Source organism: Zongyangia acetica (assembly GCF_038739695.1).
Lineage (GTDB): Bacteria > Bacillota > Clostridia > Oscillospirales > Ruminococcaceae > Zongyangia > Zongyangia gallinarum.
Genome location: NZ_JBBEWN010000005.1, coordinates 21,262 through 47,241 on the forward strand (window position 1 = coordinate 21,262; position 25,980 = coordinate 47,241).

Below are 25,980 nucleotides of genomic sequence, written 5' to 3' on the forward strand. Positions count from 1 at the left end.
CCCCCCGGCAACCTTGGGAACCGTGCGGGCAGGCTTGCAGTTTACAAGCCGTTCACTGGCTCCCCGAGGGTCTTGCTGATTACAACCCAGGGTCGGCCAACCCATCTGACGTGTGGGCAAACGGTATTGCGTATCATAATACTCCGGCCAGGGTCGTGGCAAAAAGGGCAACTGCCCCCTCTTTCCGGTCAAAAGGGATCGCTCGAAGCAACGACACAAGCTGCCATTCCTTTGGGGAGTGGCAGCTGTGCCGCAGCTTGTCATGGCGCTTTTTCCATCGTCGCTCGCCTGGACGGGAACGTACCCGCATGGCTGGTATTGACTTTTCAAGCTACAGGCTGAACGTCTTTTTCCCCGTTCATCCCATAGCCCAGGAAAAAGGGCCGATAGCTTCACGCTTCAAAAAATTTTTTCAGTTTTTTTCTCAGGCGCACCATCCGAAGGTTGACCGCCTTTTGTGTCAGGCCGGTTTTCTCAGCGATTTCATACCCGTTGTAGCCGGACATCTTCAAAAAGGCGATTTGGATGGTGAGCTTGTCCTCCTTGGAGAGGATACGCAGCAGTTCCATATCCTCAATGCTGTCCATGAGGGATTCCACATCCTCGACGGGCAGTTCCAAGTCCTGCGCCGAAATCATATCCACATAGGGCGACCACTCCACCTGCCGCTGCAGGTACCGGCGCTCCCGGTTGAATTCGGCCCAGTCGTATGTATGCAGGCGCTGGATGGTTTCCTCGTCCACACCCAACTCCCGGAGTTTCTTTTCCTCTGCTTCCTTCCATTTGAGCCACTTCTTTTCGGCTCTGGCTTTGTTATAAGCCATGGCTGTTTTCCTCCGATCAATCTGAAATTTGAGAAAATTCAGATTGTCGGGGGCGGCGGCCTGCCGCTATGTGTTCTGAGCCATGACCTCCTTCTGCAAAAGTAAAAAAAGCGCACTCGTCCCTGGACGAATGCGCTTGATAGGGCTACCTCGTTGGAAAATCCACAATATGGATGTTTATGGGAAAGTGATAATACTCGAAAAAGGGCTGCAGCTTCGGGTGAAGCTGCAGCCCAAATCATATGATGCGGTTTCCAACGCCGCATTGCTGGCATCCCCTCTATGCGGGGGAAACCGGCAACCTCCTGTTATACCAGTTTTCCCCAGCCAAATTCAGATGGGGCCAGTATAAAAAGGGGAAACTATTTTCTTACTATCTTTCTCCTTCTAATTACATATTTCGTAATGGCTTATTCTACAAATTACGACAAAGGCCGTTTTCTACTTGGCTGAATAGGTCAATCGGTAGCCATTTCCCCGCTGGGTGGCCTCGTCGACGACTTGGCAGGCGGAGTCCGGCTGGTCCAATTTCAGCTTCTCCCGCAACCTATTGATATAGGCTGCCACTTCTTCTTCGCCGTGTTCCGAGTCGGGGTGGGTCCAGACGGCATTATGGAGGAAGGCGGCTGGCAAAGCACGGTTCGGATGCTCGGCAAGCAGTCCGAGAAGCTCGAACTCCCTGCGGGTCAGATTCACCGCTGTTCCGTCGAGGGTCACCTCCTGTTTGGGCTGGTCGATCCGCAGCGTACCGAATTCATAGAGTTTTCCCGGCCCATGGTATGGGTGGTACTCATATTCAGCAACCATGTTTTTGAGCTGCTCGACCATGCGGTCAGCTTCTTCGTCGCTGCACTCGATAATAATCATTTTAGGCATTGTGGCGCTCCTTTCGTAACATTGATGATTGGGATAGACTTTTTCATCGCATATCGGCAGGTCTGATAGGCCCCACCGTATTGGCGAATGATATAGGAAATCAGGCAATCTGCCTGGTCTACCATCCAGCGGTTCCGCTTTGGAATCGCTGCTTTGTAATGGGCATATTCTACCCCGTCCGGCATTAGAATTTCATCGTATAGAGATTGAAAAAAACTTCTATCTGCATTCAATTTACCTGAGAAATACGGGATAACTAAGCAAAGCTGGATATCCTTCTCCGGATGTTTTTTCTTCAGCCAACGAACGGCGCCGGCACAGAGCGCATCAAACTGGCCCATGCCCCCGCATAGGAACACGAGCCGGTGTCCTCTCCCTATCAGGCTTTCCAGCGTTTCTTTTACTCTTTCCTCGATCTTCGGCTCAAAAACCTGCCTGTGGCCGGCAAATGTGCAGACAAACTCCTGACATACGTCCTGTCCGCCCTCGCAAAACATGAAAATCACCGCCCGTCAACTTAGCAAATCGCTAAATACTTTCATTATATACTTAGCCATACACGAAGGTCAAGCGGGTAAAATATAGCTGTACGCTAAGTTCGAGGATAAAGCGAGGTGAGATGGGATGTTTGATTTTGGGAACCACTTGCGGATGCTGCGGGAACGGTATGGCATTTCTCAGGAGGAGCTTGGACGGAGAGTAGGCCGGGCCGGATCGGTCATCAGCAACTATGAGAACAATATCAAGATCCCTACGCTGGATGTCCTCACGACCATGGCTCGGATTTACAACGTATCGCTGGATTACCTGGTTGGCTTTGATAAGAAAGACCAGGTTGTGCTGGAGGGCATGACCGATGGGCAGCGGGAACTGATTCACCTCTTGGTGAAAGAATTGAAGGAGAGCACCAAGCCGAAAAACGGCGGCTTGTCTGCCGACCAGCAGGAAATCCTAAACCTCATCATGCAGGAGTTTTCGAAGTAAATTATTTCACAAAATGAAAAAAGGGCATCTCACCGGACGTGAGATGCCCTTTTTATCAACGCTTTACGTTTGACTATATTTTTGATGTGCTCCCGTTAAAAGGACGTCAATAGCTGCACATAACTCCCTTCTAACTTTGTCCGGTTCGGAAAATGCATATCGAAGCTGGAGCGTTGTATAGCCATGAAGGAATAGTAGCGTTGAGGATTTTTCCAGAAAGTTTCACTGTCAAATATCTGTTATGAAAGATGGTGAACACTGGTTCCACACAGAACCGCAAGTCATCTTTTTGGAGAAGTGGATTGCTGGTAGCATTCCATCTAAGCAAATTGAACCACAATCTCGATAAGCGATTTCACCTCTTGACTTTTGCTGTTATTGATAGTAATATTATTGATAGTAAAAAACGGAGGTGTAACTATGTCATCCATAGATTTGGTCATACTCGGCATCGTCCTGGAAAAGCCGCAAAGCGCCTATGATATTCAAAAGGATGTGGAATATCATCATCTACCCCGCTGGACAAAGATCAGCACTCCTTCTATCTACCGCAAGGTACTTCAACTGAGTGAAAAAGGGTATCTCCAAAGCGATGTTGTGAAGGGCAGCAAATTTGCAGATAAGGCGGTATATTCTATAACTGATGCCGGACGCACTTATTTTAAGGAACTGATGGCATTATATGCTGCCGGTCCAGTTCCACTCCTGTTTGATTTCAATGTAGTCATCACCAACCTGAACAAAATGGAAAAAGCTGAAGCAGTAAATCTAATTTCGACCCTGCGTCAGAGCATCCAATCCTCTTCTGATGCGAACGAGGATTACGCAAAGGAATTTGCAGACATTCCCCTTGTTGGGAGAACGATTTTTGAGCAGCAGAGACTTCTGTACAATGCGCTCTTGGAATGGCTGAATCAATTTGAAAGGCAATTCTCGCAGAAATGAGTACGGTAGATCCCCAATTTCAAAGCAGCTTAACCATTTTGTTTGAAGCACCTTTTTGGATTGGACTATATGAACGCATAGAAAATGGGAAATATGAAGTCTGCAAGATCACTTTTGGAGCCGAACCCAAGGATTATGAGATATATGAATTTCTGCTGAAAAATTGGGGACGGTTGAGGTTCAGCCCTCCAATCAAGGCCGAGGCAACATTGGAAAAGAAAATCAACCCTAAACGTATGCAGCGTGAAATCAACAGTCAATTGCAGGACAAAGGGATAGGTACGAAGGCACAACAGGCACTTAAACTTCAGCATGAGCAATATAAGCTGGAGCGGAAAACTAAAAGTCGGGAGCAACGAGAGGCAGAGAAAGAGCGTCAGTATGCTTTGCGTCAAGAGAAAAAGAAGGCTAAACATCGTGGCCGGTAGGTATTTATTTTACCTGTTTCCTTCAGACTGCGGCAAATAAGGAGGAGGTGATAGTATCGGACATATCATTATTTTAGATTTGCAAGAACAGGAAAGTAAGGCATTTGAAGAAATTTTATCCGTTCTGAAAACATATCCTGGAATTGAAAAACACGAGATAAAACAGACTTCGATGCTATCGCTTCCGAGCCTCAAAATTGATCCGCAACAGCGCAGGGTATATCGGGATGGAGAGGAAGTTTTCCTTACCAAGACGGAATACGAAATCCTTCTGTACTTATTCCAGAACTCCAACCATGTCTTAACGCACAGCCAAATCTATGAGAGGATCTGGCGGGAACCGGACTATGGGGAGGCCCGTAAGCTGGTCAGCCATCATGTGCAGGCCATCCGGCGCAAGCTGAATTTGAAGCAGGACTCCGGCGTTTACCTGCGGTGCATCCGTGATGTGGGGTACAGTTTTGAAAATAGACTTTAGTTGGCGGCCTGAGAAACCAGGCCGCCTTTTTGCGCTTTTTTTCAAAAGTAACACTTACTCCATCAAAACTCCATCTTCGTATGGTAAACTACTACTTGGAGGTGCAGACCATGGCGAAAACGATTTTAATTATAGAGGATGAAGAGGCCATTCAGAGCGTAGTGAAAGCGTTTCTGGAGGATGAAGGATATCACGTAGTGCTGGCCAGCGACGGATTAGAGGGGATGGAGAAATTCCATGAGCATCGTCCAGACCTCATCCTGCTGGATTTGATGCTTCCCAAAATGAACGGTTTTTCTGTGTGTGAGGCGATCCGGAAAGAGAGTCAAGTCCCTATCATTATGCTCACCGCTTTAGACGATGACGCCAGCCAGATGAAGGGCTTTGACGCTCTGGCAGACGATTACATCACCAAGCCCTTCTCCATGCCCCTTGTGGTAAAGCACATTGAGGCGGTGCTGCGTCGGGCGGAGCAGGGCGCCGGGGTGGAGACGAACATCCTCCGCTATAAGGATCTCACCCTGGATACGGACAGCTTCACGGTCCTTGTCAAAGACGAAAGCGTGTCCCTGACCATCCGGGAATTTGAGATATTGAAACTCCTGGTAGAGAACCAGGGGCGGGTGTTTACACGGGAGAGCCTGCTGGACAGTATTTGGGGCTATGACTACTTTGGCGATGAGAAAATCGTGAACACCCACATCAAGAATATCCGCAAAAAGCTGGGTGTGGATTATATCGAAACCATTCGAGGGGCGGGATATAAAATTGAGAAAGAGAATTAGTGAGAGCATCCAGGCAAAGACCTTCCTCAGTATGCTGGCGTTGCTGGTGGTCTGCTGCATTATCATTTACGGTATGGTGATGATCTTCCTGCCGAGGAATTACCACACACAGCTGGAAGGACAGGTCACGGCGGATTTCTACGACCTGGTGGAGATCTTAGAGCGGAACGGCTGGGAGGCCAGTTCGGACAGCCTGTTGGAATTCTCCATGACGAACAACGCTTCGGTGGAGATCAACGATGATAACGGAAACAACCTGTTCTCCGTGAATTTTGCAGATATGGAGAATCTGGACACCTCGGCTCCCTCTATGAGCTGCTCCGCTACCTTCCGGCAAAATGGGCAAACCTATCATTTGTTTGCCAACGCCGCCCTGGTGGCGGTGGCACAGTCCTACGATATCCTTCTGAAGCTCATCCCACTTATCGCCGCTGTGATTTTGCTGATTTCCATCATCGGAGCGGTGATTTGCTCCCGGTACTATTCCAAGCCGCTGGTGGGCATCAGCAATGTGGCGAAACGGATGACCACCCTTGACATGACCTGGAAGTGCGATGTGCGGCGGAACGATGAGATCGGCGTCCTGGCCTCCAGCCTGAACGAGATGTCCCAGCAGCTGAGTAATGCTCTGGACAGCCTGCAGGCGGCCAATGAGCAGCTGCAGCAGGACATCGAGCGGGAACGGGAGCAGGAAAAGCAGCGGGTGGACTTCTTCACCTCCGTATCCCATGAACTGAAAACCCCCATTGCCATCATCAAAGGGCAGCTGGAGGGGATGATCCATCAGGTGGGCCCCTATAAGGACAGGGACACCTATCTGCGCCGGTGCCTGAAGACCACCAATGACATGGAGGCACTGGTCAAGGAGATCCTATCGGCGGCCCGGATGGGCGGCAGTGACTTCCACCTGGAGCGCACCGACCTGGACATCAGCCAAATGCTGCAAAAGGTCTGCCAGCAGTTCCGTGGCCGGATGGAGGACAAGGAGATGGAACTGCACATGGACATCCAGCCGGCCTTCCACTATGCGGGCGATGGGCGGCTCATGGAGAAGGTGTTCACCAACGTGATCGGGAACGCCGTGGCCTATTCTCCTGTGGGGGCCACTGTTACGGTGTCGCTGCAGAACGGAATTTTCTTTGTGGAGAACTCCGGCATTCACATTGCCGAGGAGGATTTAAAGCAGATTTTCACGCCATTCTACCGGGTGGACAAATCCCGGAACCGGAACAGCGGCGGCAGCGGCCTGGGGCTGTATATCACCAAGACTATCTTGGATCACCATGGGGTCCCGCACAGCATGGTGAATACGGAGGCTGGAGTGCGGTTTACAGCGAAGTTCTCGTAAAATAAGAACGATACAAGCTGGCGTTTTCTCGCCTTAAAGAAAAGTGTTCAGCCGAGAGGTTTTCTTGCGAAAGCCCCTCGGCTTTTTTGCACTCTATCGCCAACTCCATCAAAACTACTCCTCAACTCCACCTCAACTCCACCTTTGTCGTGTACCATAAGGGTGTTCCCAGCAGGCGGGACACCACAGGGAACGCAGTTCTCCGTTCTCGCCGCAAAAATCAAAAAGGAGGTACACAAGTGAACCAACTGGTTTTACGAAAAGGAAATGAGGTGGCTCAGACATGAACCTGTGCAAACGGGCTTGCCTGTATTCCATCCGAAAAAAGGGCAAGACCCTCACACTGCTGGCGTTTCTGCTGGTCATGGCTACGCTGATGCTGACCTGCCTTTCCATCCAATCGGCCACGGAAACAGCCAATGCCAATATCAAAAAAGCCCTGCTGGGCTATTTCACCATCAACGCCAAGACGCTGGAAAACGGTATCCCGGAGGATACAGTGAACCAGATTCTTGATGTGGATGGTTTGAGCGGCAGATACACCCTGCGCTCCTACACCTACGCTGCTTATTTTGACGCAGACGGGAACCTTCTGGAGATCAACACCGAAGGCGCTGCCCAGGTGCCTGAGGGCTACGAGAACGCCGGACGGGTGGTGGCAAACTCCAATTCCCAGGAGGATAGCTATTTCACCGATGGCGGCTTTGAGATGGTGGAGGGAAATCCCATCACCACCGAGGCCGGCAGCCAGGTGCTGATCCATGAGAAATTCGCCCAGCGCAACGGCCTGTCTGTGGGCGACACCATGCTGCTGGGGAATGTGGAGGACAAAGATAAGACCATCCCTGTGACGGTGGCCGGGATCTTCACAAATACCGAGGAACAGGATTCCATCGGCATGGCCCCGTCCTATGACCTTTACGACAATATCGTGTTTACCGATCTCTCCACCGCCTCTTTCCTGCTCTACGGCACCGAGGGAACCACCAATGTCCAATACGGGGATTTTTATGTGAACGACCCGGACGAGCTGGAGCGCATTATGACCGATGTGCAGGAACTGGATGGCGTGGATTGGGAGAACTGCACCCTGACCCGCTACGACAACGACTATCAGAATGCCAAGGAATCCTTGGAGGGCTTACAGAACATCGTCTTTATCGCCATTGCGGTGGTATCGGTGATTTGTTTCCTGGTGCTGGCCCTGTTCCTGACGCTGCGGCTCCGTGGGCGAATCCATGAAACCGGCGTCTATCTGGCCATGGGCATTTCCAAAGGCTCGGTGCTGCTGCAATACCTGCTGGAAGTGATCCTCGTGGCGGCCATCGCCCTGTTCATTTCCTTCGGCACCAGCACAGCCATTTCCCATCAGATCGGGAGCAGTCTGCTCTCCCAGGTGACAAGCGAAACCTATGAGACGGTGGACTTGACCGGGGAAAACGAAGCTGCCCAAGAACCCACCGAGGATTTGGGTCTTGCCGAGATCGAGGTGGCTGTTTCCGCCGAGGATTACGCACTGGTGTGGGCTTTCGGCATGGTGCTGTGTGTGGCCTCTACCGCACTGGCGGCCTACCCGATTATGAAGATGAAGCCCAAGAGTATCTTGTCGCAGATGAGTTAAGGAGGTGCAGGCGATATGAATTTAGGAATACGGGCGATTTTATATAGCGCACGAAAGTGGAAAAAGACGCTGCTGGTGTTCTGTCTGCTCCTGGCCATTACCACCCTGGTGTTGTCCGGGCTGGCGATTGCCGATGCCCAGGAGGAACAGGCTGAGGAAGTCCGGGGAACCACCGGGGCCAGCTTTACCGTGGAGAGAAACTTATCTACTGGTGGTTGGACAAGTGGCGCTCATGGTTCTTATAGTACGCAGGAATTTGTATCTGAGGAAATGCTTCAGGAAATTGCGTCAGTAGACGGGATTGCCGGATATGATGCAGCGGTTGTCTCTATGCCGAGCTATTATAATGAAGCTGGTGAAGAACTTGTTAATGGAAATGTTATCAACAGTTATTATACCTATGGTTCAATAAATACTGAATACAACCAACTTTTTTCATCCGGAAGATTTGAACTGGTAGAAGGTTCGCATATTACAGAAAATGTAAAAAACGGCCTTATCATTAGCAAAGAAAACGCTGAACGGAATGGGATAAAAATTGGTGATAAAGTTACCGGAATCAATGATCCGAATAATGGCGATCCAGAAGTTGATATGGAGATAGTAGGTTTTTTTGATATCGTTGCCGATAAAAATGATGAGGCGACCATGTATGATGCTTCTACACTATGGGATTATGCCGATTATGCTTTTTGCAGCTACAATGCAATGAAAGAAATGGCTGTTAATTATGAAGATGGGAGTAAACTCCAAGAGGCCCACTTTTTCGTAGAGGATGCAGCACAGTTGGATAACGTGATAGCCGAGGTACAGAACATATCCTCGATTAACTGGGATAACTTTATCATCACCGCCAATGACGAGGTATATCAAAATATTTCCAGCGCTCTTTCCGACACCGGCACCCTGATTACCACCCTCATTGTTGTCATTACTGCTGTGAGCATGGTGCTGATTATCCTGATCCTCTCCATGTCTATCCGCAGCCGAAAAAGAGAAACTGGGATTTTGCTGGCCGTTGGAATCGCCAAGCCTGCGGTGATTCTCCAGTATGTGCTGGAAACCCTGCTGATCGCGGCGGTGGCCTTCCCACTGGCGTATCTGTCCAGCAAGCAAGTGGCTGGCACCCTGGGAACGCTGTTCGGCAAGGCAGCGGAGAATGTCATCGTCACGCCGGAGCACTTTATGCTGGTGGCTGTCGTGGGCGGCGTTCTGCTGGTGGCGGCGGTGCTGGTATCCAGTATCTCGACCATGCGGTTGAAGCCCAAGCAAATCTTAGCGCAGATGGAGTAAAGGAGGCGCAATATGAACCACAAAACGAATTTAGGAATACGAGCGGTTTTACATACCGCGAGAAAATGGAAAAAGACCTTGCTGGTGTTCTTCCTGCTCTTGGCTATTACCACCCTGGTAATGTCCGGGCTGGCGATTGCAGACGCACAAGAGGAGCAGTCGGAAGAACTGCGTGGCGTAACAGGGGCCAGTTTTACTGTCAATGCCAACAACGGCTATACCCTGCAGCCTGTCACAGACGAAATGATTGAGGAAATCGCCGCGATTGACGGAGTAGAATCCTATAACACTTCCCATTGGACAATCGTAAATCTCTATCATCAAGATACTTTGATGAAAGGGACAGATGAACGAGAATATGTAGCAGACCTTTTTTATGGAACAGGCTGCTTTGATTCGGAGTATTCTCCACTGTTTCTTAGTGGAGCCTTGCGTTTAACAGAAGGCTGCCATGTAACGGAGGGTAATAGTGGAATTATTTTGTACGAAGGCTTGGCTGAGAAATATGGATTGTCCCTTGGCGATACGCTCGAAATTAAAAACGGGAATCCAGACGACCCGTTGGTTGAGTGTGAGATTGCTGGTCTGTTTGAGGTCATCGCGGATGATGACGACGAGCAGGCAACTATGGCAAAGCCCTCAACCTTATACGATTACGAGAACTATATCTTTACAGATATGGATACCATGTCGGCTGTTTCTGCGCCCTATACGGCCAGCAATGGAAATGGAATTACTTCCGTTGACTTCTTCGTTTCGGACGCTGCTAAGCTGGAAAGCATTGTCCAGGAAGTGCAGAACAGCACCTCTATCGACTGGAACTCCTATTACATCACCGTGAGCAATGAAGTGTACGAGCGCATTTCCAGTTCTATTGCGGATACGACTACTTTGGTTACGACGCTGATCGTGGTGATTACTGTGGTGAGCATGGTGCTGATTGTTCTCATCCTTTCCATGTCCATCCGCAGCCGAAAGAGAGAAACCGGCATTCTTCTGGCGGTGGGAATCGCCAAGCCTGCGGTGATTCTCCAGTATGTGCTGGAAACCCTGCTGATTGCGGTGGTGGCCTTCCCGCTGGCGTATCTATCGAGCAAGCAGGTTGCCGGCGCCCTGGGGACGCTGTTCGGCAAGGCGGCGGAAAACGTCATCGTCACGCCGGAACATTTCATGCTGGTGGCTGTCGTGGGCGGCATTTTGCTGGTGGCGGCGGTGCTGGTTTCCAGCATTTCCACCTTGCGGTTGAAGCCCAAGCAGATTTTGTCGCAGATGGAGTAAGACCATCCACCCCCCTAAAATAACGAAATGAGGTAATCACTATGAGTATCATGGAAATCAAGCAAGTGGGATATTCCTACGATAATAAAAAGAAAGTCTTAAAAGGCGTCAACGCCGAAATGGAACAAGGCAAACTCTACGCCATCCTGGGGCCTTCCGGCTGTGGCAAAACCACCCTGCTTTCCCTGATCGGCGGCTTGGACAGCCCCGGCAGTGGCCAGATTTACTTCGATGGGCAGGACATTGCCAAGACGGGGCTTTCCGACCACCGGAAAAACCATGTGGCGTTTATCTTCCAAGCGTACAACCTCATCGACTACTTGACTCCTACGGAGAACGTGTCCCTGACTTCCAAGCTGCCGCCGCTGCCCATTCTGGAGCGCCTGGGGCTGACGAAAGAGGAATCGAAGCGCAATGTGCTGAAACTCTCCGGCGGCCAGCAGCAGCGGGTGGCCATCGCCCGCGCCCTGGCAAGCGAGGCCCCGGTGATCCTGGCCGATGAGCCTACCGGCAATCTGGACGAGGACACCGCCCAGGACATCACGGAAATTCTTAAAGAGAGCGCCCACAAGATGAACAAGTGTGTGGTAGTCGTTACCCACTCCAATGAGCTGGCGAAGCAGGCCGATGTGGTGTTCCGTCTAAAAAAGGGTGAGCTGCAGGTTCTGGAGCGCGTTCAAGATGGAGCCGCCCAGCCCCAATCTCGCAGAAACAACGCTCCCCGCAGTGAAAGGAGGGCGCATTGATGGAGATGGACAGCAATCCAATCACAAAGCCCTCGAAAAAAGGGACTATCCTTTCCGTCGCATTTTATGTTCTTGCGGTGGTGCTGCTGATTACAGCTTTTGTCTCCCTGGCAGCCTGCCATCAAAACATTTCCCGGCAACTTGAGCAGGGCGTCCCTGTGCAGGGCAATGAACTGGCCATTGTGAATCTCTACCTTACAAGCTGTGTGCAGTATTTCGCCTTTGCCGCCGCCATGGTGTTTTGCGGCAAGGCAGCCCCCAAGGTGCTGGCGCTCAAGAGCGAAGCGCCGGTACAGGTCACGCCCTATATGCTCAACGCCCCGGTAGAGGCCCCTGGCTCCACCTTTACGGAAGAGGTGGAGCCGGAGGAGGACGATGACGATTGGGAAGGCTGGGAATTTCGGGAGCAAGACAAGTAAATCAAGGGTCCTCATGCAGCAGCACGAAGGGCAAACAGAATCTCGTTCATAAGCATGGGGGGTGATAGAATTAGACGAGTCATTATTCTGGAACTGCAGGAAGAGGATGGGGAAGTTTTTGAGGACTTTCTTTCGTTTTTGCAGGATCATCCCGAAATCGAGAACTGCAAACAGAACAAGGACTCCATCATCTCTCTTCCAGGGCTTGAAATCTATCCACGACAACGCAGGGTGTATCGAAATGAGCAGGAGATCCCCCTTACTAAGACGGAATATGAAATCCTTCTGTACTTATTCCAAAACTCTAACCATGTCTTAACGCACAGCCAAATCTACGAGAGGATTTGGCAGGAGCCAGACTATGGGGAGGCCCGGAAGCTGGTCAGTCACCATGTGCAGGCCATCCGGCGCAAGCTGAATTTGAAGCCGGATTCCGGTGTTTACCTGCGGTGCATCCGTGATGTGGGATACAGTTTCGAGAGAAAGAAATGAGGGGCAGCAGCCTGGTTCAGGCTGCTGCTTCCTTTTACTCTTTGGCTCTGAAGAAGCTGAGAGCGTCGGTGCGCTGCCCGTTTTGCCACACCTCGAAGTGGAGATGGTTTCCGGTAGAGTTCCCGGTGGTGCCTACATAGCCAATCACCTCGCCCTGCTTGACCTCCTGGCCTGCCACCACACAGATGGAGGAACAGTGGGCATACAGGGTTTCGTAGGTGTCGTTGTGGCGCACTTTGATGTAGTACCCGTACCCGCCGCCCCAGGAGTCTATCCCGTTGGCGATGGTGACGGTGCCATCCGCAGCCGCAAGGATGGGGGTGCCGCCCGGAGCGCCGATGTCGGTGCCGCTGTGGTAGTCGATCTCCCCGGTAAAGGGATCCGCCCGGTAGCCGAACCAAGAGGTGATGGTGTAGCTCTGAGGCAGCGGCCATTGGAAGATGCCCGTTCCTTCCCAGTTGGTATTGGGGTCTATGATTTGCCCGCCGCTGACGTAACCGCCCAGCAATTCCGCCCACAGGTTTTCATTTTCCGGCTCTGTCATCAAGGCCAGGTATTCGTTCTGCCGGTCATTGAAGCTGTATTGCTGGGCCATTTCCTCCGGTGTTTTGTGGGTGATGGTAATTTCCAGAATGGTTTCCGTCACCGTCTCCGTGCTGGTAACCTCATTTCCGTTCTCATCTGTGGAAGTCACCTCCACAGAACTGCTCTCTGTGCGGGTGGTGTAGCTGATGGCGTTCATCTCCCACATGATACTCCGCAGTTCATCCACCTGGGCATCGTCCAGCGAGGCCACCTGGGAGCCATCTTCTGCGCCCGTCACTTTTGCGGAGAATACCGCAAGGACATCTTCCCAATTAACAGACAGTATCCCGTCGTTGGAGGTGACCTCTTGCCTGTCGTGGGGGTTGGCGGCTTCGATCTCCTGAATGTGCGCCTGGTATTCTCCGTTGAGGTCAGCCACCGCCTGGGTCACGCTGGTCCCGGTCCCAGTGGACTCTGAACCGAAGAACAGGCCGAAGCAGGAGCCGACAATCAAAGCAATCAGGCATATCAGCAGGATGATCACCACAGCGACCCAGCCACCGGCAGCGATGGCGGCAATCAACCCCTTCACCGCCGCGATGGTCGCTTTTATAGCTGTGGCAGTCACCTTAACAGCCGCCTTGACCCCAGTGACCGTCGCTTTCGCTGCGGCTCTGGCGGCATGGGCGGCTGCCTTTGCCGCCTTTGCGGTGGCCTGGGCTGTTCTCTGCGCTACCTTAGCGGATCTCTGTGCGGTCTTGATGCTTTTGGCGCCCTGCTTGACTCCCTTCAGGGTCCTGTTGGCTGTCTTTACCGCTTTTGCCGGCTTCCCCTTGACACCCTTCACCACAGCGTTCTTGGTCTTGATTTTGGAGGCCGCACTCTTGGCGGCGTTTCCCGTTTGGGATGCGGCTTTTGAGGCGGGACCCTCGGCCCGCTTGCGTATGCGGGCCACCTCACGTTTCTCCCGCACTTTTTTGGCGGTGGTCTGCGCCAGCTTTTTGCCGCCCCGATAGGTCAAATCCGCTCCCTTCTTGGCAGTGCTCTCCATGCCGGACAGCATCTGCTCCCCGGCAGTGTTGGCCGGGGCATTGGAGGACTCCCCCTGCTGGCTGGCGAAGGGCGTTTCCTTTATCTCGGAAACGGATTTCTCCTTGGACTTCAGCCACAAATCCTTCATAGCTGTTTTCGGGGCTTTGGCTGCGCTCTCCAGCAGTTTGGGGTTGCCGCCCTCCGGTTTGGTCTTTATTTCTTTCAAAGGCATACCTCCTGCAAAAAAGAATACAGGGGGCCGAAGGAGGCCCCCTGGGGAATGGCAGATTCATGGATGTTACACCCCTCTCAGGGCTTCATCCGGCTTGGTGGTCATCAGCTGGTACAGGCGGGTGTTGCGGGGGAAGCTGTTCTCGAAGGGGACGATGTTCCCGGCGCAGCGGATGAGGCCGCAGCCCGCCGACACATTGGTGATGTACCCCAGCTGGGTGTCGGAGATGTGCAGGAGGCCCGCCAACTCATCACGGTCTGTGGCGGATTGATTCAGCAGGATGAGGAATTCGCTGTTCGCCAGCATAAGGCGGGCGGTATCGGAACGGAGCAGTTCCTCCACATTCTGCGTGAGCCCTGTCACGAGGCCGTTGTACTTGCGGATGCGCTTCCACAGCTTGTAGAAAAAGTCGGCGCTGTACTGATAGCGAAACAGCAGATAGAACTCGTCCGCAAACACCCAGGTGGTCTTGCCCTTCTTCCAGTTCTGAATCACCCGGTTGAAGATGGCGTCCAGCGTGACCAGCATTCCAATGGGCATGAGTTGCTCCCCAAGTTCCCGGATATCGTAGGCGATAATCCTCGCCTTGGTATCCACATTGGTGGGCTGGGCAAAGGTGTTGAGGCTGCCGGTGATGAAGAGCTCGGAGGAAAGGGCAAGCCCCCTGGCCTCCGGCTCCGGCTGCTTCAGGAGGGAATGGTACAGATCCTTCAGGGTGGGTACCTCGCCCTGATAGTTGTTGGCCATGTACTCCCGGTACACGTCGTAGGTGCAGCGATCCAGGATGGATTTCTCCTTGGCGGAAACACCTCCGGCGCCCACCAGCTGTTCGAACAGGGAGAGGATAAACTCGGATTTCTCAATCAGCGGGTTGCGCTCATCCCCATAGGCTTTGTCCATGTCCAGCGCATTGATGTGGGTATCGGAAGAGGCCGACACCCGGATCACCTCGCCGCCCAACGCTTCCGTCAGGAAGCCGAATTCGGATTCGGGGTCCAGAATGAGGATATCGTCATCGGTGGACAGGGCGATGCTGACGATCTCCTCCTTGGCGGAGAAGGATTTGCCGGATCCGCTGACACCCAAACGAAAGCTGTTCCCGTTGAGAAGTCTGCGGCGATCCGCCACAATCATGTTCTTGGAAACAGCGTTCTGTCCGTAGTAGATGCCGCCGCCCTGGAGGATCTCCTGGGCACGGAAGGGAATCAGCACCGCAGTGCTCTCTGTGGTCAGGGTACGCAGGGCATGGATCTTCCGCAGGCCGTAAGGCAGAACGGTGTCCAGACCATCCTTCTGCTGCCAGCGCAGCGTGCTCATCTGGCACAGATGCTTTCTGGCCACGGTGAGGATGGTTTCGGTATCCGAGTCCAGCTGCTCCTTGGTGTCGGCCAGATGCACCAGCGTCACCAGGCCGAACATCATCCTTTGGTCTCTGTTGGTGAGGTCGTCCAGCATCTCCTTGGTTTCCTTCCTCTGCTGCTCCATGTCATAGGGCAGCACGGCGGAGAAGTTATTGGCGGCGTTCTGTTTCCGCTGCCAGTTGGCCGCATTGGTCTCCACACCCAGCAGCTTGTTCTGAATCTCCCTCACCGCCTCATCGGTGGGAACCGGCAGGACGTCGATGGACAGCATAAGGCTGCGGTCCATGTCGCAGAGTTCGGCAATCATGGAATCTTTGATATAGGTGGCGTAATCCTGCAGGTAGAGCACCCGGCCCCATCGCTCATCGATGCGGAAGTGGTCCTTCTGAAATTCCATGGAGTCAGGGCAGAGCCAATCTTTGAAGCTGTGGCCCTTTTTCATGTGCTCTCGCAGGTCGAAGGCAAAGACCGCAGGCTCCGAGCCCTTGAAGAAATCCCGGAACAGCTGCAGCCTGGCGGCGGCGTCCAGTTCCCGTCCCACCGAGGATAGCTGAGACAGGTGATTGATGAGGTCCGTACCCACACGGGAGAAATAGGTGCGGGCTTCGTCGATATTCCGCTTGGCTACCGTGATGGTAATGTAGCGGTCCTGCACGACGCTGTTGTTGGTGCCGGTAACCTTGGAGAGCAGCATTTCATTGTACTCCCTGCGGAAATGGTCCAGGCCATCCTCCCGCATGGGGAGCAGCAGGGATTTCTCGAACTGCGCCTTGTCGATTCGCCGGTTGTGGATGGTGATTTTGGCGCTGGCCCCGGAATCCAGAGCATTGAGGAGCTCTGAATAGTCCAGGAACATGGCGGTCTTATCATCCTTGCTGGCAATGCTGTAATTGATGTCGGTAAAGGAGAAGGTCTTGGAGAATCGGCTCCCCACCTGAAAAATCCCATCCGGCCAGATGCGCTGGATGGGGATGGCGTCCTGTACGGATTTGGGAATTTTGAACTTCTCTTTTTCCAACTTTGTTGCTTTGGTAAGCGTTTTGATTATAGGCATCCGTCCTTTTCTAAGAGATTTTTGTGTTGGGCATTATCGCTCCTGCCCTTTGCGGTGCGGCTTGTGGCTGGCCCGCATGGGCGGATCCAGCGGCAGCAGATGAAGTCTGTTTTTGCCGCCCACTCCGGCAGCTCCTGAACAGCGTGGATGGAGCTTTGGCGCAGTTCATCGAACAGCACCGCCTGCTCCGTGTCCAAATAGCGGATGGTCCAGAAGCTGGAACGCCCGCTGGGAGACACGGCTTTCAGTTTTCCTCCATTCGGCATCCGGAACCGCTCATGGCCCTGCAAATCCAAAATGGGGATGCCGTTTCTGGCCTCCCTCATGTAGTGATCCAGCGAAAGGAACGAAAAGGCGTTTATCCACAACCGGCAGTCTGTGGAGAGGAACGAGCAGACCATCCAGTAGGAGTACCTTCCGGTATTGATGCGAAACCCATGCCGTGTATCGGCGCTGGGGTTGTCTTGCAGAAGGCTGTCCGGGTGAGCGGCACAATAAGCACGCAGTTCTGCGGGGGTTTTCAGGATCCCTTGGCGCAGGGTATCCATCATGTCGTTGAAATCGTCGGTGAATTCCGGGGTGTTGAGCCGGGGCGTGCGGTCATGCCAGGAGCTTTCAAACTCCGGGGCGCTGGCATTGAGGTTGGCTGTCAGATAGCCGATGCAGCCGGTTTTTTCATTCAGCACACGGTTGCTATGCCCGCCCATGGCGGCGATTTCCTCCGGGAGGATGGAGTGGATGTTCATCTCCATGCCTTATTCCCCCTGTTCTTTCCCAGCTGGTGGCTGGGGCCTGCGGCTTTTGCGCTTGCGGGGAGGCTTCTCTCCCTCCGCAAAGGCTTCCTCCATTGCCTCATAGTAGAGGCTGTCGGATTGAAACACCAGCTTCTTCGGGTACAGGAATTCCGACTTAAACCAGGCCCAGGCCAGCTTTTCCGCAGTCATGCCATGGTACTTGAAAAAGCCGCAGGCGGCAAAGGGCGCAGCCCCAAGGATGCACATCCAGTCAACTTCCTCGCTCCCCACAAAGGGGCGCAGGCCGAAGTAGATGCCCACCGCTACGCCCACCGCCAGAAGGGAGCAGAGGAACTGCCTGGTGGAGAGGCCGAAAAAGATGGACTCCTGGTAATCCCGGATTTCCTTTGGCACTTTTACTTCTATAATGCTTCACTCCTTCCGGCTCACAGGCCCAAGATTTCTTTGACGATGCGGTCACTCATCCGCACGGCGCCTACGAGGACAAGCAGATTGAAAATGAGCTCGCCCACATAACTCCACACGGCGGTCACCGCCGAGACATTGGGATCCACCGCAGGCGGGGAGGTTGCCATGACGGAGAAAATGATGCAGGCCAATGCGATGATGGCCCCTTCCAAACACACTCCGGCGTAGGAGCGAAGGAAGTTTTTCCCCACATTGCTGGTGGGTTCCCCCGCAAAGCTGGAGAGCGGAACCGGGGCGATGGCGGTGTACATATAGAGTTTAAACATCCGGCTATACACCGTCAGAATCATGATGAACGACAAAACTGTGATGAACAGGCCACCTAAGAGGGTCACCGCCCACAAGGGGATGGAATCCCAAAAGCCAACATCGTTGATCTTGTCGATAATCTCCTGGGGCAGGGTCGTGCCGGTGCTCCCCGACAGGCCCGATTGGGTGATGATGGTGGAAACCATGCCCTGGACAATGCGGAACACCGCCAGCATCAGATCCAGGCCATAGGTCACCGCCGCCTTTGCCAGGGCAAAGCGGACAAACAGTTTGAGGGCGTGTTCCGGGCGCTTCAGATCGGCCACGCTCGAACAGGTCTTGACTACACCAACTGCAAAGAACAGTACCAGCAAGCCAAGGCCAATGGCTTTCAGCGCATCGTTGATGTTGAGCATGACGCCCCAAATCCCACCGCCTTTGAAGGTGGCGGGGTCCTGGGTGAGCAAGGTCCAGATTTCAGCCAGCTTGTCGTTCCATGTTTCCAGCGCCGAATTCAGGTTATCTATGATCCAGTTTCCGGCTGGTCACCTCCTTTAGAAAAAATAGGCGGGAGCGCCCCTGCGGACGCCCCCGCTGCCGGAACACAGAAACTCAGGCCGTAATGAGGTCGAGGATCTCCTTGGCAAAGGTCACGACCAGGCCGCCCGCCAGGGTGAGAAAGCCCTGGGAACGCTGGGAGGGGTCATGGCTCTGGAAGGAGAGGCCCACCTGCACCACGCCCCAGCCCAGCAGAATCAGGCCGATGGCGCGGATCAGGGAAAAGATGAAGGTGGAGAGATTGTTCACTACCGTCAGCGGATCGCTGGCGGCGAAAGCAGTGGTAGACAGGCAGCCAACACACAGCACGGTGGCTACGTAGGCGGAAAAACCATAGCGGCCCTTTCTGCCAAGGGGCAGGGCGCCCTGGGGCCTGTCGTTCTTCTTGCTGCGATTTTTCTTGGAAATCCAATGATGCAGAATATTCTTCAGAAGCATTCCTCCAATTCAATGTGTAGTTTAAGGCTTCAAAAAGTCCTCCGGATCCAGCAGTTCGAAATCCTCGTACTGCTCCGGAGAATAATCGAGATCGTTTGCGGCGTCTTTCGCCTGGGTATAGTCGTAGGGCGCAGCGCCCCCATCTTCGGTAAGCCGGATATTGGGGTGGCGCATCAGGTCGTACTTATCGTCCAGCATGGGGCGCTCCCCACGGACGAACAAAATCGCCTTGCGGTTGTCCAGCATCCGCACTTCATCGGGGGTGAGCAGTTCCCGGCCCGTCTGTTGGTCGTTGACGCTGAAGCTGCCGCTTCGCCCACGGCTGTGGCCGTAGGTGTTTGTATCCAGCGTTTCCTTGCCCATGAGCTCGGAGACGTACTTGTGGGTTTCCTTTTCGTTGCCGCCCAAGTAGAGGAATTCGTCGCACAACCCCACCAGGGACTCCCACTGCTCCTTGAACAGCGCCTTGATCTGCGCCATATTCTGAGCGATGTAGCTGCAGAATATGGCACGGCTTCTCATGGTGGACAGCCAAGGCAGGAAGTTGTCCGTAGGCAGGGCAATGTTGGGCGCTTCATCGATGAGGAGATGCACCGGAACCGGCAGGCGGCCCTTGTATTTCCGGTCTGCCACATAGTACAGCGTCTGGATGAGCTGCCCGTAGATCATGCCCACCAGGTAGTTGAGGCTTCGGTCAGAGTCCGGGATGCAGCAGAACAGGGCCACCTTCTTTTCACCCAGTTCCTCCAGATGGAGGTCGTCGGTATAGGTGAGCCGGGCGATCTGCGGCAGGTTGAAGGCGGACAGCCGGACGCCAACACTAATCAAAATGGATTTTAGAGTTTTTCCCGCCCCCATTTTGAACACATGGTATTGCTTCACGGCAATGCTCTCCGGGTCCCGCATCTCCAGACGGGCGAACAGGATGTCCAAGGGCGACTCGTATTCCTCATCTTCCTCCCGCACCTCGGCGGCGGCCAGCATCTCCATCACCATGGCGAAGTTCTGTTCTTCTTTTGGGGCTTCGTGCATGAGATAGAGGACGAGGGCTTGCAGCAGCGCCGTTTCCGACTTGGTCCAGAACGGGTCGCTGCTCTGTGCCCCAGGCGGGGTGGTGCTCTGGATGAGGGTTTCGATGAGGCGAAGCACGTCTTTGTCATCCCGCACATAGGCTAAAGGGTTGTAGCAGAAGGAGGTGTCGGGGCTGAGAAGGTCGAACACCCGCACCTCATAGCCATTGGCTTTCAGAGCTCCTCCGGTTTTCCGCAGGATCTCGGATTTCGGGTCGCAGATGACCATGGAGCAGTTCCCGCAGTTCAGGGCGTTGGGAATGGCATAGGAGCGGCTTTTGCCGGCGCCGCTGCCCCCAATCACCAGCACGTTGGTATTGCGCTTGTGCCGGTACGCATCCAGCCCCATCTGAAAGTGCTGGGTCAGGATGAGGTTTTCCTTCGGGTGTTTCTTATCCCGGTACCGCTTGGCGATTTGGAACACATCGCCCCACTGGGCGGAGCCGTGTTCCGCCCCACGGCGGCGGTTCTTCCGGCTGGAGGTCACCGTCAGCGCCACGATCCCATACCCCATGGTAAAGAACAGCAGGCACCGGGCGGAATACTCCGTCCAGTGGATGGCAAAAGGATTGTTCATGGCTGCGGAGAGCTTCCCCAGCAGGTCCACGAGGTTCATCCCGGCGCTCCAGCTTCCGGCCACCAAAAGGGCAGCCCACCAAACGATGGGCAGCGGCAGCAGCCACACCCACCATGGATTCTTCCGTGCAGCTATACCGTCGAAGGAACACCCACCCCTTCCTGCTTTTGAAGATGCTCTTTCAGCAGGCGGAAGAACTCACGGCTTGTGAGAGAGATGCCGGCTTGTTGGCACTGCTGTTCGAACTGAAAGCGTAGTTCCAGTTGCCGCACAGAGTAATCCGCCCGAAACTGCCGCCAGGTATGGTCGTCCATGGCTCGGAGTTTTTTCCACAGTTCTGGAAAAAGGGCGTAGAGTTTCCGCAGTCCACTGAGCGGCTGCAAGGGGCAGCACCAGCAGGACACACGCCGGAAAACATCATACAGGCCACCCCAATCGAACCCTCTCTCCCGGCAGTAGCGCAGGCAGTCGGCTTCGGTCATGCCCCAATCCACCAAGGGGTAGTGGTATTCCCGCACCCGATGGGCTTCGTCGGCGGCAATGCCTACATATTGGGCGATGTGGTATTCCTGCTTCAGTTCTTTCAAGTAAGCGCCAATGACCCGCTGCTTCAACCGTCCGGTACACCAGCGTTGCTTGGGGCCGGGCCAGCTGAAACCACGGTATTTAGACAGGGCCGGGTTTTTACGCTCCGGCGAATACTCATAGAAAAAGTATTCGAAGCTGTGGGGCGGTTTCAGCCGGGTGATGGCCCTGCCGGTGTACTGCTCCACCTTGTCCAGGTGCTCGTACATCTGAGGAAACTCCAATCCGGTGTCACAGAAAAGGATCACGTCCACCGGCATCTTTTCCTCCAGCATACGCAGCAGCAGAGCGGTGCTGTCTTTCCCGCCGGAGAATGAAATTACGTGTTTTGTGCTTTTCTTATAGATCCCTTCTTTCTGCAGAAAACAAAAAAGCCCCCCGAAGCCCATGGGGAGAACCCACAGGCTTCGGGGGGAGTGAATGGATTTATCTGACCGGCGTGTGCCGATACTTGCTGTTCAACAGCTTGAGGAGAATGCGGTCAAACCCCACGCTGCTCCGTCCTGCCGACAGATAGGCGTTGCGCTTCCGGTTTAGGGCCTGTACCGCCCGCCCGAATTCCTCATCGCTCAGGTACAGCCTGCGGCGGGGAGCACGGACGGTTTTCGCAGCAAGGGAACGCATTTCCTCGGCCTGTTCAGGCTGCACATCATTCTGTGTATCGCAAAGGGCCTTGACCAGCATATCCTGTTCCAGCTGGCTCATCTTGAGCATCCTTTGCTTTTCCATAGGTACCCCTGCCTTTCTGTAGCTTTTCATCATCACCATATCACAACGCCTTGTAGAAAGCTACCGCACAGAAGAAAACAAACGGAAAACTCTCGGCGGGAGCCGTTATCTGGCCGCTTCCTTTTCCTTGTCCTCTTTGGCCTTGGGCGTTTTGGCGGGCTTGGGAGACTCTACGGAGAATTCATCCGGCTGGATGGCCTGCTCCATCTCTCGAAAACTCCGCTGCATATCCCGGTTGATGGCATAGGCCGCCCGCTTGACGTCGCTGATGAATCCCTTCTTCTCCTGGACTTCCATCCCGGCGCAGGTCTGGCACACCTTATCAAAGTGGAAAGCGGAGGTGTCCAGCCCAAGTTTCTGCGCCACCACATAGGCCGCACAATAGGCCTGGGGCGCATACGCCTGCCGGTAGTAGCCGCTGCCTACGGTGTCAAAACCGGCATGAGCCTGCTCACGGGCAATGGCGCAGATCGTAGCGGTTTCATCCATCCCGTTTCTCACATAGATGGTGCGCTGCTTGGGGACATACTGCGCCTGCACCCCTTGGGGCAGCTGATCGGAAATGGCCAGCGGAACAGGGCTCTGCTCCACCAGGGCGGCGATGATCTCCTCCGGCAGCCGCTGCTGGGAGGGCAGGGGCTGCTGGCCCCTGGTCTGAGAGATGTCAAAGGCTTTGGTGATGGTGAAGCCGCTGCCCTTGGTGCCATCTTCCCGTTCATACTCCTGGTCGGCGTAGAACGCATACCCCGTCACACCGCTTCGCAGGGAACGCCCGGCTTCTTTCCACTTGTCGAAGGTACGGGGGTGGGTGATGGTGGGATCCTGTTCATAGAGGATGAGAAGGTTCCGGGTGCTCTGCGGGGTGCACTGTGCCATGAAATTGAGAAACCCTTTCATGGAGGCGTCATCCCGGAACACCTCCTGGGCCTGGGCGTCCACCCGTGCCTGAAGTTCTTCCCGTTCCGCCTTTCGCATGGCAGCGTATTCCTCTTTGGAAAGGCGGGGCGTCTCCTGCTGGGGCTGCTGGGGCTGCTGCTCCTGCTGCCTGCCAATCAATGTACTTAAATCGATACTGCATTACCTTCCTTTCTGCTTTTTCTTTTTCCTGCTGCGGCTGGGCGCAGCGTGCTCACGCTGGGGCTGCCTGGCCCGTTCCTCCTTCTTCTGGGCCTGCTCCTGCCGGATCTCCTGCAGCTGTTTTCTCACGGAGGGCTTTTGCTCAGGTGCCGGCTCACTGCCGGTTGGACCGGGCGAAGAACTTCTGTCGGGCGAGGAATTCTCTGACGGACTCTTTGCCGCCTCCCCCTGCACAGGGTCCTTCTCCCGGCCAGGAGTAAAATTTGCCCCTTCCTCCTGGTCCGGTACGGAGGAGAGTTCAATCTCATCCTCGAAGCCGCCCACCTCAAATTCCACTGCGCCATGCTCGGTCTGGACGGTTTCCGTTCTGCTGGGGGCAGCGGCGGCGGGAGGCTGTTTCTCCTGCACAGGCGCTTTCTCCACAGTGGCGTCACCAGCCTGGGCCGCAACGTAATCCAGGCCGAGGTTGTCATAGATGCGCTGGATCTTGGAGGCGTCATCGGCAAACACGACTACCTCGATGCGGTCAGACTTCTGCCGGTTCCGAATGGGGACGTACAGCAGCCCGTGCTCCTTGGCTTCCCTGGCAAATTCCTTCATATAACTTACCGGCACCTTAAAGAATTTGAAAGGGCGCTGTTCTTTGAGCATCCGTACCAGCCGCGTTTTACCACGGGTTTTCTTCTGATCCTTTAATACCGCATAGACGAACAGCGCAAAATTCTTTGCCGCCAACCCCGACAGCTTGAGGGCCACCTCGGTACCCTCAAGGGTAAATCGGACGATTTGGTCGGCGGGATCGCTTCCGTAGTTCAGTCAAATCACCTCGCTTTCACCGCTCCAAATCACGGGAGCGTTTCTGTTTTTCCTTTTCCGGTGCGAAGACCTTGGAGAAGGAATCTTCACCGGGGATAAGAGACAGGGCGGAACCGTTGTCCCATTCGACTCCGAGCTGCCCCATACCGTCTACATAGACAACCGTACCCATGGTGCCAGGCGGCGGGGCCTGGGCGTCATCCATGGAGTGCAGGACGATACGGGTTCCGGCAGGATATCGCTGCCGGAGGCGTTCCACCTGTTCTCTACTGGGGATCCTGTTCAATCGATCACCTCCTGGGTCCGTCTTTCGTTTTACGTTCTTGCTGTTTTTCTTCCCGTTCCTGACGCTGGCGATCTTCCTCTTGGGCCGCCAGCAGGCGCTGTTCCATCTCCACAGAGTGGGTTTCGATGTTCCGGCACAGCTTGGCGGTGTGGCGAAGCTGCCGGAGTTTCTCGGTGAGGGCGCTGATCTGGGGGGAGTCCGGCTCATAGCGGTAGAGTTTCTGGCGCTGCTTTAACAGCACGGCGATTTCATCCTCCGCTTGCTGCCGGAGGCTGGCCAGCTGGCCACGGTCCTCTACATGATGCTGAAAAATGAACTCAGCCTGCTCGATCCGCTGGTCCAACTTGCGGATATCCTCCCGCACGGCATAGTTGGGGTAAGGTGGTTTCTTGCGAAGCACTCCCACCCTATATAAATAGGAATAATAGAGCGCCCGCAGGCCGGTGAGCTTGCGGGGCTGCGCTTCCCCAAGGAGAAGAAGCAGCCCATGGGCGGGAGGTGTTCTTTTCCCAGCCGGTACGGAGCGCCTGGGATACAGGATGCGGCGCTGGATGGCTTCGGGCGTGTAGTTTTTGCCCAGGGTCTTAAACCGGACAGGCCGCTCCTTGCCCGGCGGCTTCAACGTCATGTACTTGCGGTCAAAGCGGAAGGTGTACCCCTGCTGTTCCAGCACCCGCAGAAACTGCTTCCACGTGAGAGAGGCGGCAATGGCGGCGTCTACATCCTGCTGGATGACGGTTTTCCAAGTGGGCTTTCCCTCTTGCTCGGCCAGCCATTGGGCATAGGGGCGGGCCACCCGTTCCGATTTCTCGGTGTCGATGACCGAGAGCTGGTATTTCCGGCACAATTCATCGGAGATCCGGCGCACCCCGGTGACGTAGCTTTTTTCATTGCTCCGGTACTTTTTCCCCGTTTGGATGGAAACGGAATTCCAAACCAAATGGTTGTGGATATGCCCGGTGTTCAAGTGGGTGCTGATGACCACTTGAAATCTGCCGTCCAGCAGACGGTCCGCAAGTTCCCGGCCAATCTGATGAGCCAATTCCGGCGTTACCTCCCCAGCGGCGAAACTCTGCACCAGGTGGAATCCCTGCACCCCTTTTTCCTTGTGCCACATCCTTTTAATCTGGCACATATCCTCAAAGGCGGAATCCAGCGTACAGACAATGGCGGAGCAGAACAGATCCTGCTCGGTTTTATCCTTGTTGAGGGCATAGTCCACCGCCGCCTGCAGGGAGTCTGCGTTTTGGGAACGGGAGGCTTTTTTCTCATCCAGAACGTAGTCCACGCTATTGTCCAGGCGGTGCACGGGGATAATGCTGGTGTACGCCATTTACCAGTTCTCCTTCACTTCCTTCCAGACCGCACGGGCGATGCTGGTCATTTCCTCCACGCTCTGCCGGCTGGCCTCGCCATAGGTGTTTGCGACCTTGGCAAGCTGGTTGGCGTTGTTGCAAAGGCCCGCCACCTTGTGAAGCAGGTCGGCATGGTGGGTGCAGGGCCTCGCCTGCAGCTGCGCCCCCATGATGAGGGAGCGCAGAAATTCTTCACGGGCGAGGCCGCTGAGTTTCACCTGGGCCTCCAGATGAGCCAGTTCCTTTTTGTTTAGATGGAGGGGAATGATATGGTTTCGTTTTCTCATGTGGACTCC

General features: G+C 54.3%; 29 protein-coding genes. 12 read left to right on the forward strand and 17 right to left on the reverse strand.

Annotated features, from left to right (window positions below):
- Positions 1-392: 392 nt before the first annotated feature.
- The 3 genes from WGC32_RS05750 to WGC32_RS05760 all read right to left on the reverse strand — a co-directional run bounded on the left by WGC32_RS05750 (position 393) and on the right by WGC32_RS05760 (position 2,041).
- On the reverse strand, positions 393-824 hold the full coding sequence (locus WGC32_RS05750; RefSeq protein WP_087255516.1) for an RNA polymerase subunit sigma-70: 432 nt from the start codon (positions 822-824) through the stop codon (positions 393-395).
- Between the two features lie 441 nt (positions 825-1,265).
- Positions 1,266-1,700, reverse strand: coding sequence for a winged helix-turn-helix domain-containing protein (locus WGC32_RS05755; protein ID WP_342680993.1), 435 nt, complete (start codon positions 1,698-1,700; stop codon positions 1,266-1,268).
- Positions 1,688-2,041 (reverse strand): DUF1273 domain-containing protein, encoded by a 354-nt coding sequence (locus WGC32_RS05760; RefSeq protein WP_342680994.1) that lies wholly within the window; start codon positions 2,039-2,041, stop codon positions 1,688-1,690. Before WGC32_RS05760 ends, WGC32_RS05755 begins: the two co-directional genes overlap by 13 nt.
- Before the next feature lie 283 nt (positions 2,042-2,324).
- Here WGC32_RS05760 and WGC32_RS05765 point away from each other — a divergent pair, with 283 nt between their 5' ends.
- The 12 genes from WGC32_RS05765 to WGC32_RS05820 all read left to right on the forward strand — a co-directional run bounded on the left by WGC32_RS05765 (position 2,325) and on the right by WGC32_RS05820 (position 12,517).
- Entirely contained in the window at positions 2,325-2,684 is a 360-nt protein-coding gene (locus WGC32_RS05765; RefSeq protein WP_003531233.1) for a helix-turn-helix domain-containing protein, read from the forward strand.
- Positions 2,685-3,104: 420 nt separating this feature from the next.
- On the forward strand, positions 3,105-3,629 hold the full coding sequence (locus tag WGC32_RS05770) for a PadR family transcriptional regulator (protein ID WP_342680995.1): 525 nt from the start codon (positions 3,105-3,107) through the stop codon (positions 3,627-3,629).
- Positions 3,626-4,057 (forward strand): YjdF family protein, encoded by a 432-nt coding sequence (locus tag WGC32_RS05775; RefSeq protein WP_342680996.1) that lies wholly within the window; start codon positions 3,626-3,628, stop codon positions 4,055-4,057. The genes WGC32_RS05770 and WGC32_RS05775 overlap by 4 nt, the downstream gene beginning before the upstream one ends.
- 172 nt (positions 4,058-4,229) lie before the next feature.
- Positions 4,230-4,535 carry a winged helix-turn-helix domain-containing protein gene (locus WGC32_RS05780; protein ID WP_342680997.1) on the forward strand — a complete coding sequence of 102 codons (306 nt, stop codon included), beginning with the start codon at positions 4,230-4,232 and terminating at the stop codon, positions 4,533-4,535.
- 110 nt (positions 4,536-4,645) lie between these two features.
- Entirely contained in the window at positions 4,646-5,320 is a 675-nt protein-coding gene (locus WGC32_RS05785; RefSeq protein WP_342680998.1) for a response regulator transcription factor, read from the forward strand.
- Positions 5,304-6,668: a sensor histidine kinase gene (locus WGC32_RS05790; RefSeq protein ID WP_342680999.1), complete on the forward strand. Its 1,365-nt coding sequence runs from the start codon at positions 5,304-5,306 to the stop codon at positions 6,666-6,668. The genes WGC32_RS05785 and WGC32_RS05790 overlap by 17 nt, the downstream gene beginning before the upstream one ends.
- Before the next feature lie 283 nt (positions 6,669-6,951).
- Positions 6,952-8,289, forward strand: coding sequence for an ABC transporter permease (locus tag WGC32_RS05795; protein ID WP_342681000.1), 1,338 nt, complete (start codon positions 6,952-6,954; stop codon positions 8,287-8,289).
- A 15-nt stretch (positions 8,290-8,304) separates the two neighbouring features.
- On the forward strand, positions 8,305-9,582 hold the full coding sequence (locus tag WGC32_RS05800; protein WP_342681001.1) for an ABC transporter permease: 1,278 nt from the start codon (positions 8,305-8,307) through the stop codon (positions 9,580-9,582).
- Positions 9,583-9,594: 12 nt separating this feature from the next.
- Positions 9,595-10,860 (forward strand): ABC transporter permease, encoded by a 1,266-nt coding sequence (locus WGC32_RS05805; protein WP_342681002.1) that lies wholly within the window; start codon positions 9,595-9,597, stop codon positions 10,858-10,860.
- Between the two features lie 41 nt (positions 10,861-10,901).
- Positions 10,902-11,606: an ABC transporter ATP-binding protein gene (locus tag WGC32_RS05810; RefSeq protein ID WP_342681003.1), complete on the forward strand. Its 705-nt coding sequence runs from the start codon at positions 10,902-10,904 to the stop codon at positions 11,604-11,606.
- Positions 11,606-12,025, forward strand: coding sequence for a hypothetical protein (locus WGC32_RS05815; protein ID WP_342681004.1), 420 nt, complete (start codon positions 11,606-11,608; stop codon positions 12,023-12,025). Before WGC32_RS05810 ends, WGC32_RS05815 begins: the two co-directional genes overlap by 1 nt.
- Before the next feature lie 54 nt (positions 12,026-12,079).
- Positions 12,080-12,517: a winged helix-turn-helix domain-containing protein gene (locus WGC32_RS05820; protein WP_342681005.1), complete on the forward strand. Its 438-nt coding sequence runs from the start codon at positions 12,080-12,082 to the stop codon at positions 12,515-12,517.
- A gap of 34 nt (positions 12,518-12,551) precedes the next feature.
- On the opposite strand, the gene WGC32_RS05825 is transcribed toward WGC32_RS05820, so the two are convergent.
- The 14 genes from WGC32_RS05825 to WGC32_RS05890 all read right to left on the reverse strand — a co-directional run bounded on the left by WGC32_RS05825 (position 12,552) and on the right by WGC32_RS05890 (position 25,971).
- Positions 12,552-14,300: a peptidoglycan DD-metalloendopeptidase family protein gene (locus WGC32_RS05825; RefSeq protein WP_342681006.1), complete on the reverse strand. Its 1,749-nt coding sequence runs from the start codon at positions 14,298-14,300 to the stop codon at positions 12,552-12,554.
- Between the two features lie 72 nt (positions 14,301-14,372).
- Entirely contained in the window at positions 14,373-16,721 is a 2,349-nt protein-coding gene (locus tag WGC32_RS05830) for a VirB4-like conjugal transfer ATPase, CD1110 family (protein WP_342681007.1), read from the reverse strand.
- The gene (locus tag WGC32_RS05835; protein WP_342681008.1) at positions 16,712-17,473 is read right to left on the reverse strand and encodes a hypothetical protein; all 762 of its coding nucleotides are present in this window, start codon (positions 17,471-17,473) and stop codon (positions 16,712-16,714) included. The genes WGC32_RS05830 and WGC32_RS05835 overlap by 10 nt, the downstream gene beginning before the upstream one ends.
- A gap of 3 nt (positions 17,474-17,476) precedes the next feature.
- The gene (locus WGC32_RS05840) at positions 17,477-17,881 is read right to left on the reverse strand and encodes a PrgI family protein (RefSeq protein WP_342681109.1); all 405 of its coding nucleotides are present in this window, start codon (positions 17,879-17,881) and stop codon (positions 17,477-17,479) included.
- 20 nt (positions 17,882-17,901) lie between these two features.
- Positions 17,902-18,723: a hypothetical protein gene (locus tag WGC32_RS05845; RefSeq protein WP_342681110.1), complete on the reverse strand. Its 822-nt coding sequence runs from the start codon at positions 18,721-18,723 to the stop codon at positions 17,902-17,904.
- A gap of 82 nt (positions 18,724-18,805) precedes the next feature.
- Entirely contained in the window at positions 18,806-19,189 is a 384-nt protein-coding gene (locus WGC32_RS05850) for a glutamyl-tRNA amidotransferase (protein ID WP_462933624.1), read from the reverse strand.
- Positions 19,190-19,210: 21 nt separating this feature from the next.
- Positions 19,211-20,944, reverse strand: a complete 1,734-nt coding sequence (locus WGC32_RS05855) for a VirD4-like conjugal transfer protein, CD1115 family (protein WP_342681009.1) — start codon at positions 20,942-20,944, stop codon at positions 19,211-19,213.
- A gap of 23 nt (positions 20,945-20,967) precedes the next feature.
- The gene (locus WGC32_RS05860) at positions 20,968-21,810 is read right to left on the reverse strand and encodes a phosphoadenosine phosphosulfate reductase family protein (RefSeq protein ID WP_342681010.1); all 843 of its coding nucleotides are present in this window, start codon (positions 21,808-21,810) and stop codon (positions 20,968-20,970) included.
- 37 nt (positions 21,811-21,847) lie between these two features.
- A complete protein-coding gene (locus WGC32_RS05865) occupies positions 21,848-22,150 on the reverse strand; it encodes a hypothetical protein (RefSeq protein WP_342681011.1) in 303 nt (100 codons plus the stop codon).
- A gap of 105 nt (positions 22,151-22,255) precedes the next feature.
- Positions 22,256-23,206, reverse strand: a complete 951-nt coding sequence (locus WGC32_RS05870) for an ArdC-like ssDNA-binding domain-containing protein (protein WP_342681012.1) — start codon at positions 23,204-23,206, stop codon at positions 22,256-22,258.
- Between the two features lie 21 nt (positions 23,207-23,227).
- Positions 23,228-23,983: a PcfB family protein gene (locus WGC32_RS05875; RefSeq protein WP_342681013.1), complete on the reverse strand. Its 756-nt coding sequence runs from the start codon at positions 23,981-23,983 to the stop codon at positions 23,228-23,230.
- A gap of 76 nt (positions 23,984-24,059) precedes the next feature.
- Complete coding sequence (locus WGC32_RS05880) at positions 24,060-24,329, reverse strand: DUF4314 domain-containing protein (RefSeq protein ID WP_342681014.1); 270 nt, start codon at positions 24,327-24,329, stop codon at positions 24,060-24,062.
- 4 nt (positions 24,330-24,333) lie between these two features.
- Positions 24,334-25,662, reverse strand: coding sequence for a relaxase/mobilization nuclease domain-containing protein (locus WGC32_RS05885; RefSeq protein ID WP_342681015.1), 1,329 nt, complete (start codon positions 25,660-25,662; stop codon positions 24,334-24,336).
- Complete coding sequence (locus tag WGC32_RS05890; protein WP_342681016.1) at positions 25,663-25,971, reverse strand: plasmid mobilization protein; 309 nt, start codon at positions 25,969-25,971, stop codon at positions 25,663-25,665.
- Positions 25,972-25,980: the final 9 nt, after the last annotated feature.

What these genes read in the sequence shown, in the direction of transcription:
- WGC32_RS05765 (WP_003531233.1), top strand. Translation starts at nt 2,325, where the DNA reads ATGTTTGATTTTGGGAACCACTTGCGGATGCTGCGGGAACGGTATGGC.
- WGC32_RS05865 (WP_342681011.1), bottom strand. Translation starts at nt 22,150, where the DNA reads ATGGAAAAGCAAAGGATGCTCAAGATGAGCCAGCTGGAACAGGATATG.
- WGC32_RS05755 (WP_342680993.1), bottom strand. Translation starts at nt 1,700, where the DNA reads ATGCCTAAAATGATTATTATCGAGTGCAGCGACGAAGAAGCTGACCGC.
- WGC32_RS05770 (WP_342680995.1), top strand. Translation starts at nt 3,105, where the DNA reads ATGTCATCCATAGATTTGGTCATACTCGGCATCGTCCTGGAAAAGCCG.
- WGC32_RS05775 (WP_342680996.1), top strand. Translation starts at nt 3,626, where the DNA reads ATGAGTACGGTAGATCCCCAATTTCAAAGCAGCTTAACCATTTTGTTT.
- WGC32_RS05800 (WP_342681001.1), top strand. Translation starts at nt 8,305, where the DNA reads ATGAATTTAGGAATACGGGCGATTTTATATAGCGCACGAAAGTGGAAA.
- WGC32_RS05795 (WP_342681000.1), top strand. Translation starts at nt 6,952, where the DNA reads ATGAACCTGTGCAAACGGGCTTGCCTGTATTCCATCCGAAAAAAGGGC.
- WGC32_RS05885 (WP_342681015.1), bottom strand. Translation starts at nt 25,662, where the DNA reads ATGGCGTACACCAGCATTATCCCCGTGCACCGCCTGGACAATAGCGTG.
- WGC32_RS05830 (WP_342681007.1), bottom strand. Translation starts at nt 16,721, where the DNA reads ATGCCTATAATCAAAACGCTTACCAAAGCAACAAAGTTGGAAAAAGAG.
- WGC32_RS05850 (WP_462933624.1), bottom strand. Translation starts at nt 19,189, where the DNA reads ATGCTTCTGAAGAATATTCTGCATCATTGGATTTCCAAGAAAAATCGC.
- WGC32_RS05815 (WP_342681004.1), top strand. Translation starts at nt 11,606, where the DNA reads ATGGAGATGGACAGCAATCCAATCACAAAGCCCTCGAAAAAAGGGACT.
- WGC32_RS05780 (WP_342680997.1), top strand. Translation starts at nt 4,230, where the DNA reads ATGCTATCGCTTCCGAGCCTCAAAATTGATCCGCAACAGCGCAGGGTA.
- WGC32_RS05785 (WP_342680998.1), top strand. Translation starts at nt 4,646, where the DNA reads ATGGCGAAAACGATTTTAATTATAGAGGATGAAGAGGCCATTCAGAGC.
- WGC32_RS05805 (WP_342681002.1), top strand. Translation starts at nt 9,595, where the DNA reads ATGAACCACAAAACGAATTTAGGAATACGAGCGGTTTTACATACCGCG.
- WGC32_RS05835 (WP_342681008.1), bottom strand. Translation starts at nt 17,473, where the DNA reads ATGGAGATGAACATCCACTCCATCCTCCCGGAGGAAATCGCCGCCATG.
- WGC32_RS05760 (WP_342680994.1), bottom strand. Translation starts at nt 2,041, where the DNA reads ATGGGCCAGTTTGATGCGCTCTGTGCCGGCGCCGTTCGTTGGCTGAAG.
- WGC32_RS05890 (WP_342681016.1), bottom strand. Translation starts at nt 25,971, where the DNA reads ATGAGAAAACGAAACCATATCATTCCCCTCCATCTAAACAAAAAGGAA.
- WGC32_RS05810 (WP_342681003.1), top strand. Translation starts at nt 10,902, where the DNA reads ATGAGTATCATGGAAATCAAGCAAGTGGGATATTCCTACGATAATAAA.
- WGC32_RS05820 (WP_342681005.1), top strand. Translation starts at nt 12,080, where the DNA reads ATGGGGGGTGATAGAATTAGACGAGTCATTATTCTGGAACTGCAGGAA.
- WGC32_RS05860 (WP_342681010.1), bottom strand. Translation starts at nt 21,810, where the DNA reads ATGGGCTTCGGGGGGCTTTTTTGTTTTCTGCAGAAAGAAGGGATCTAT.
- WGC32_RS05750 (WP_087255516.1), bottom strand. Translation starts at nt 824, where the DNA reads ATGGCTTATAACAAAGCCAGAGCCGAAAAGAAGTGGCTCAAATGGAAG.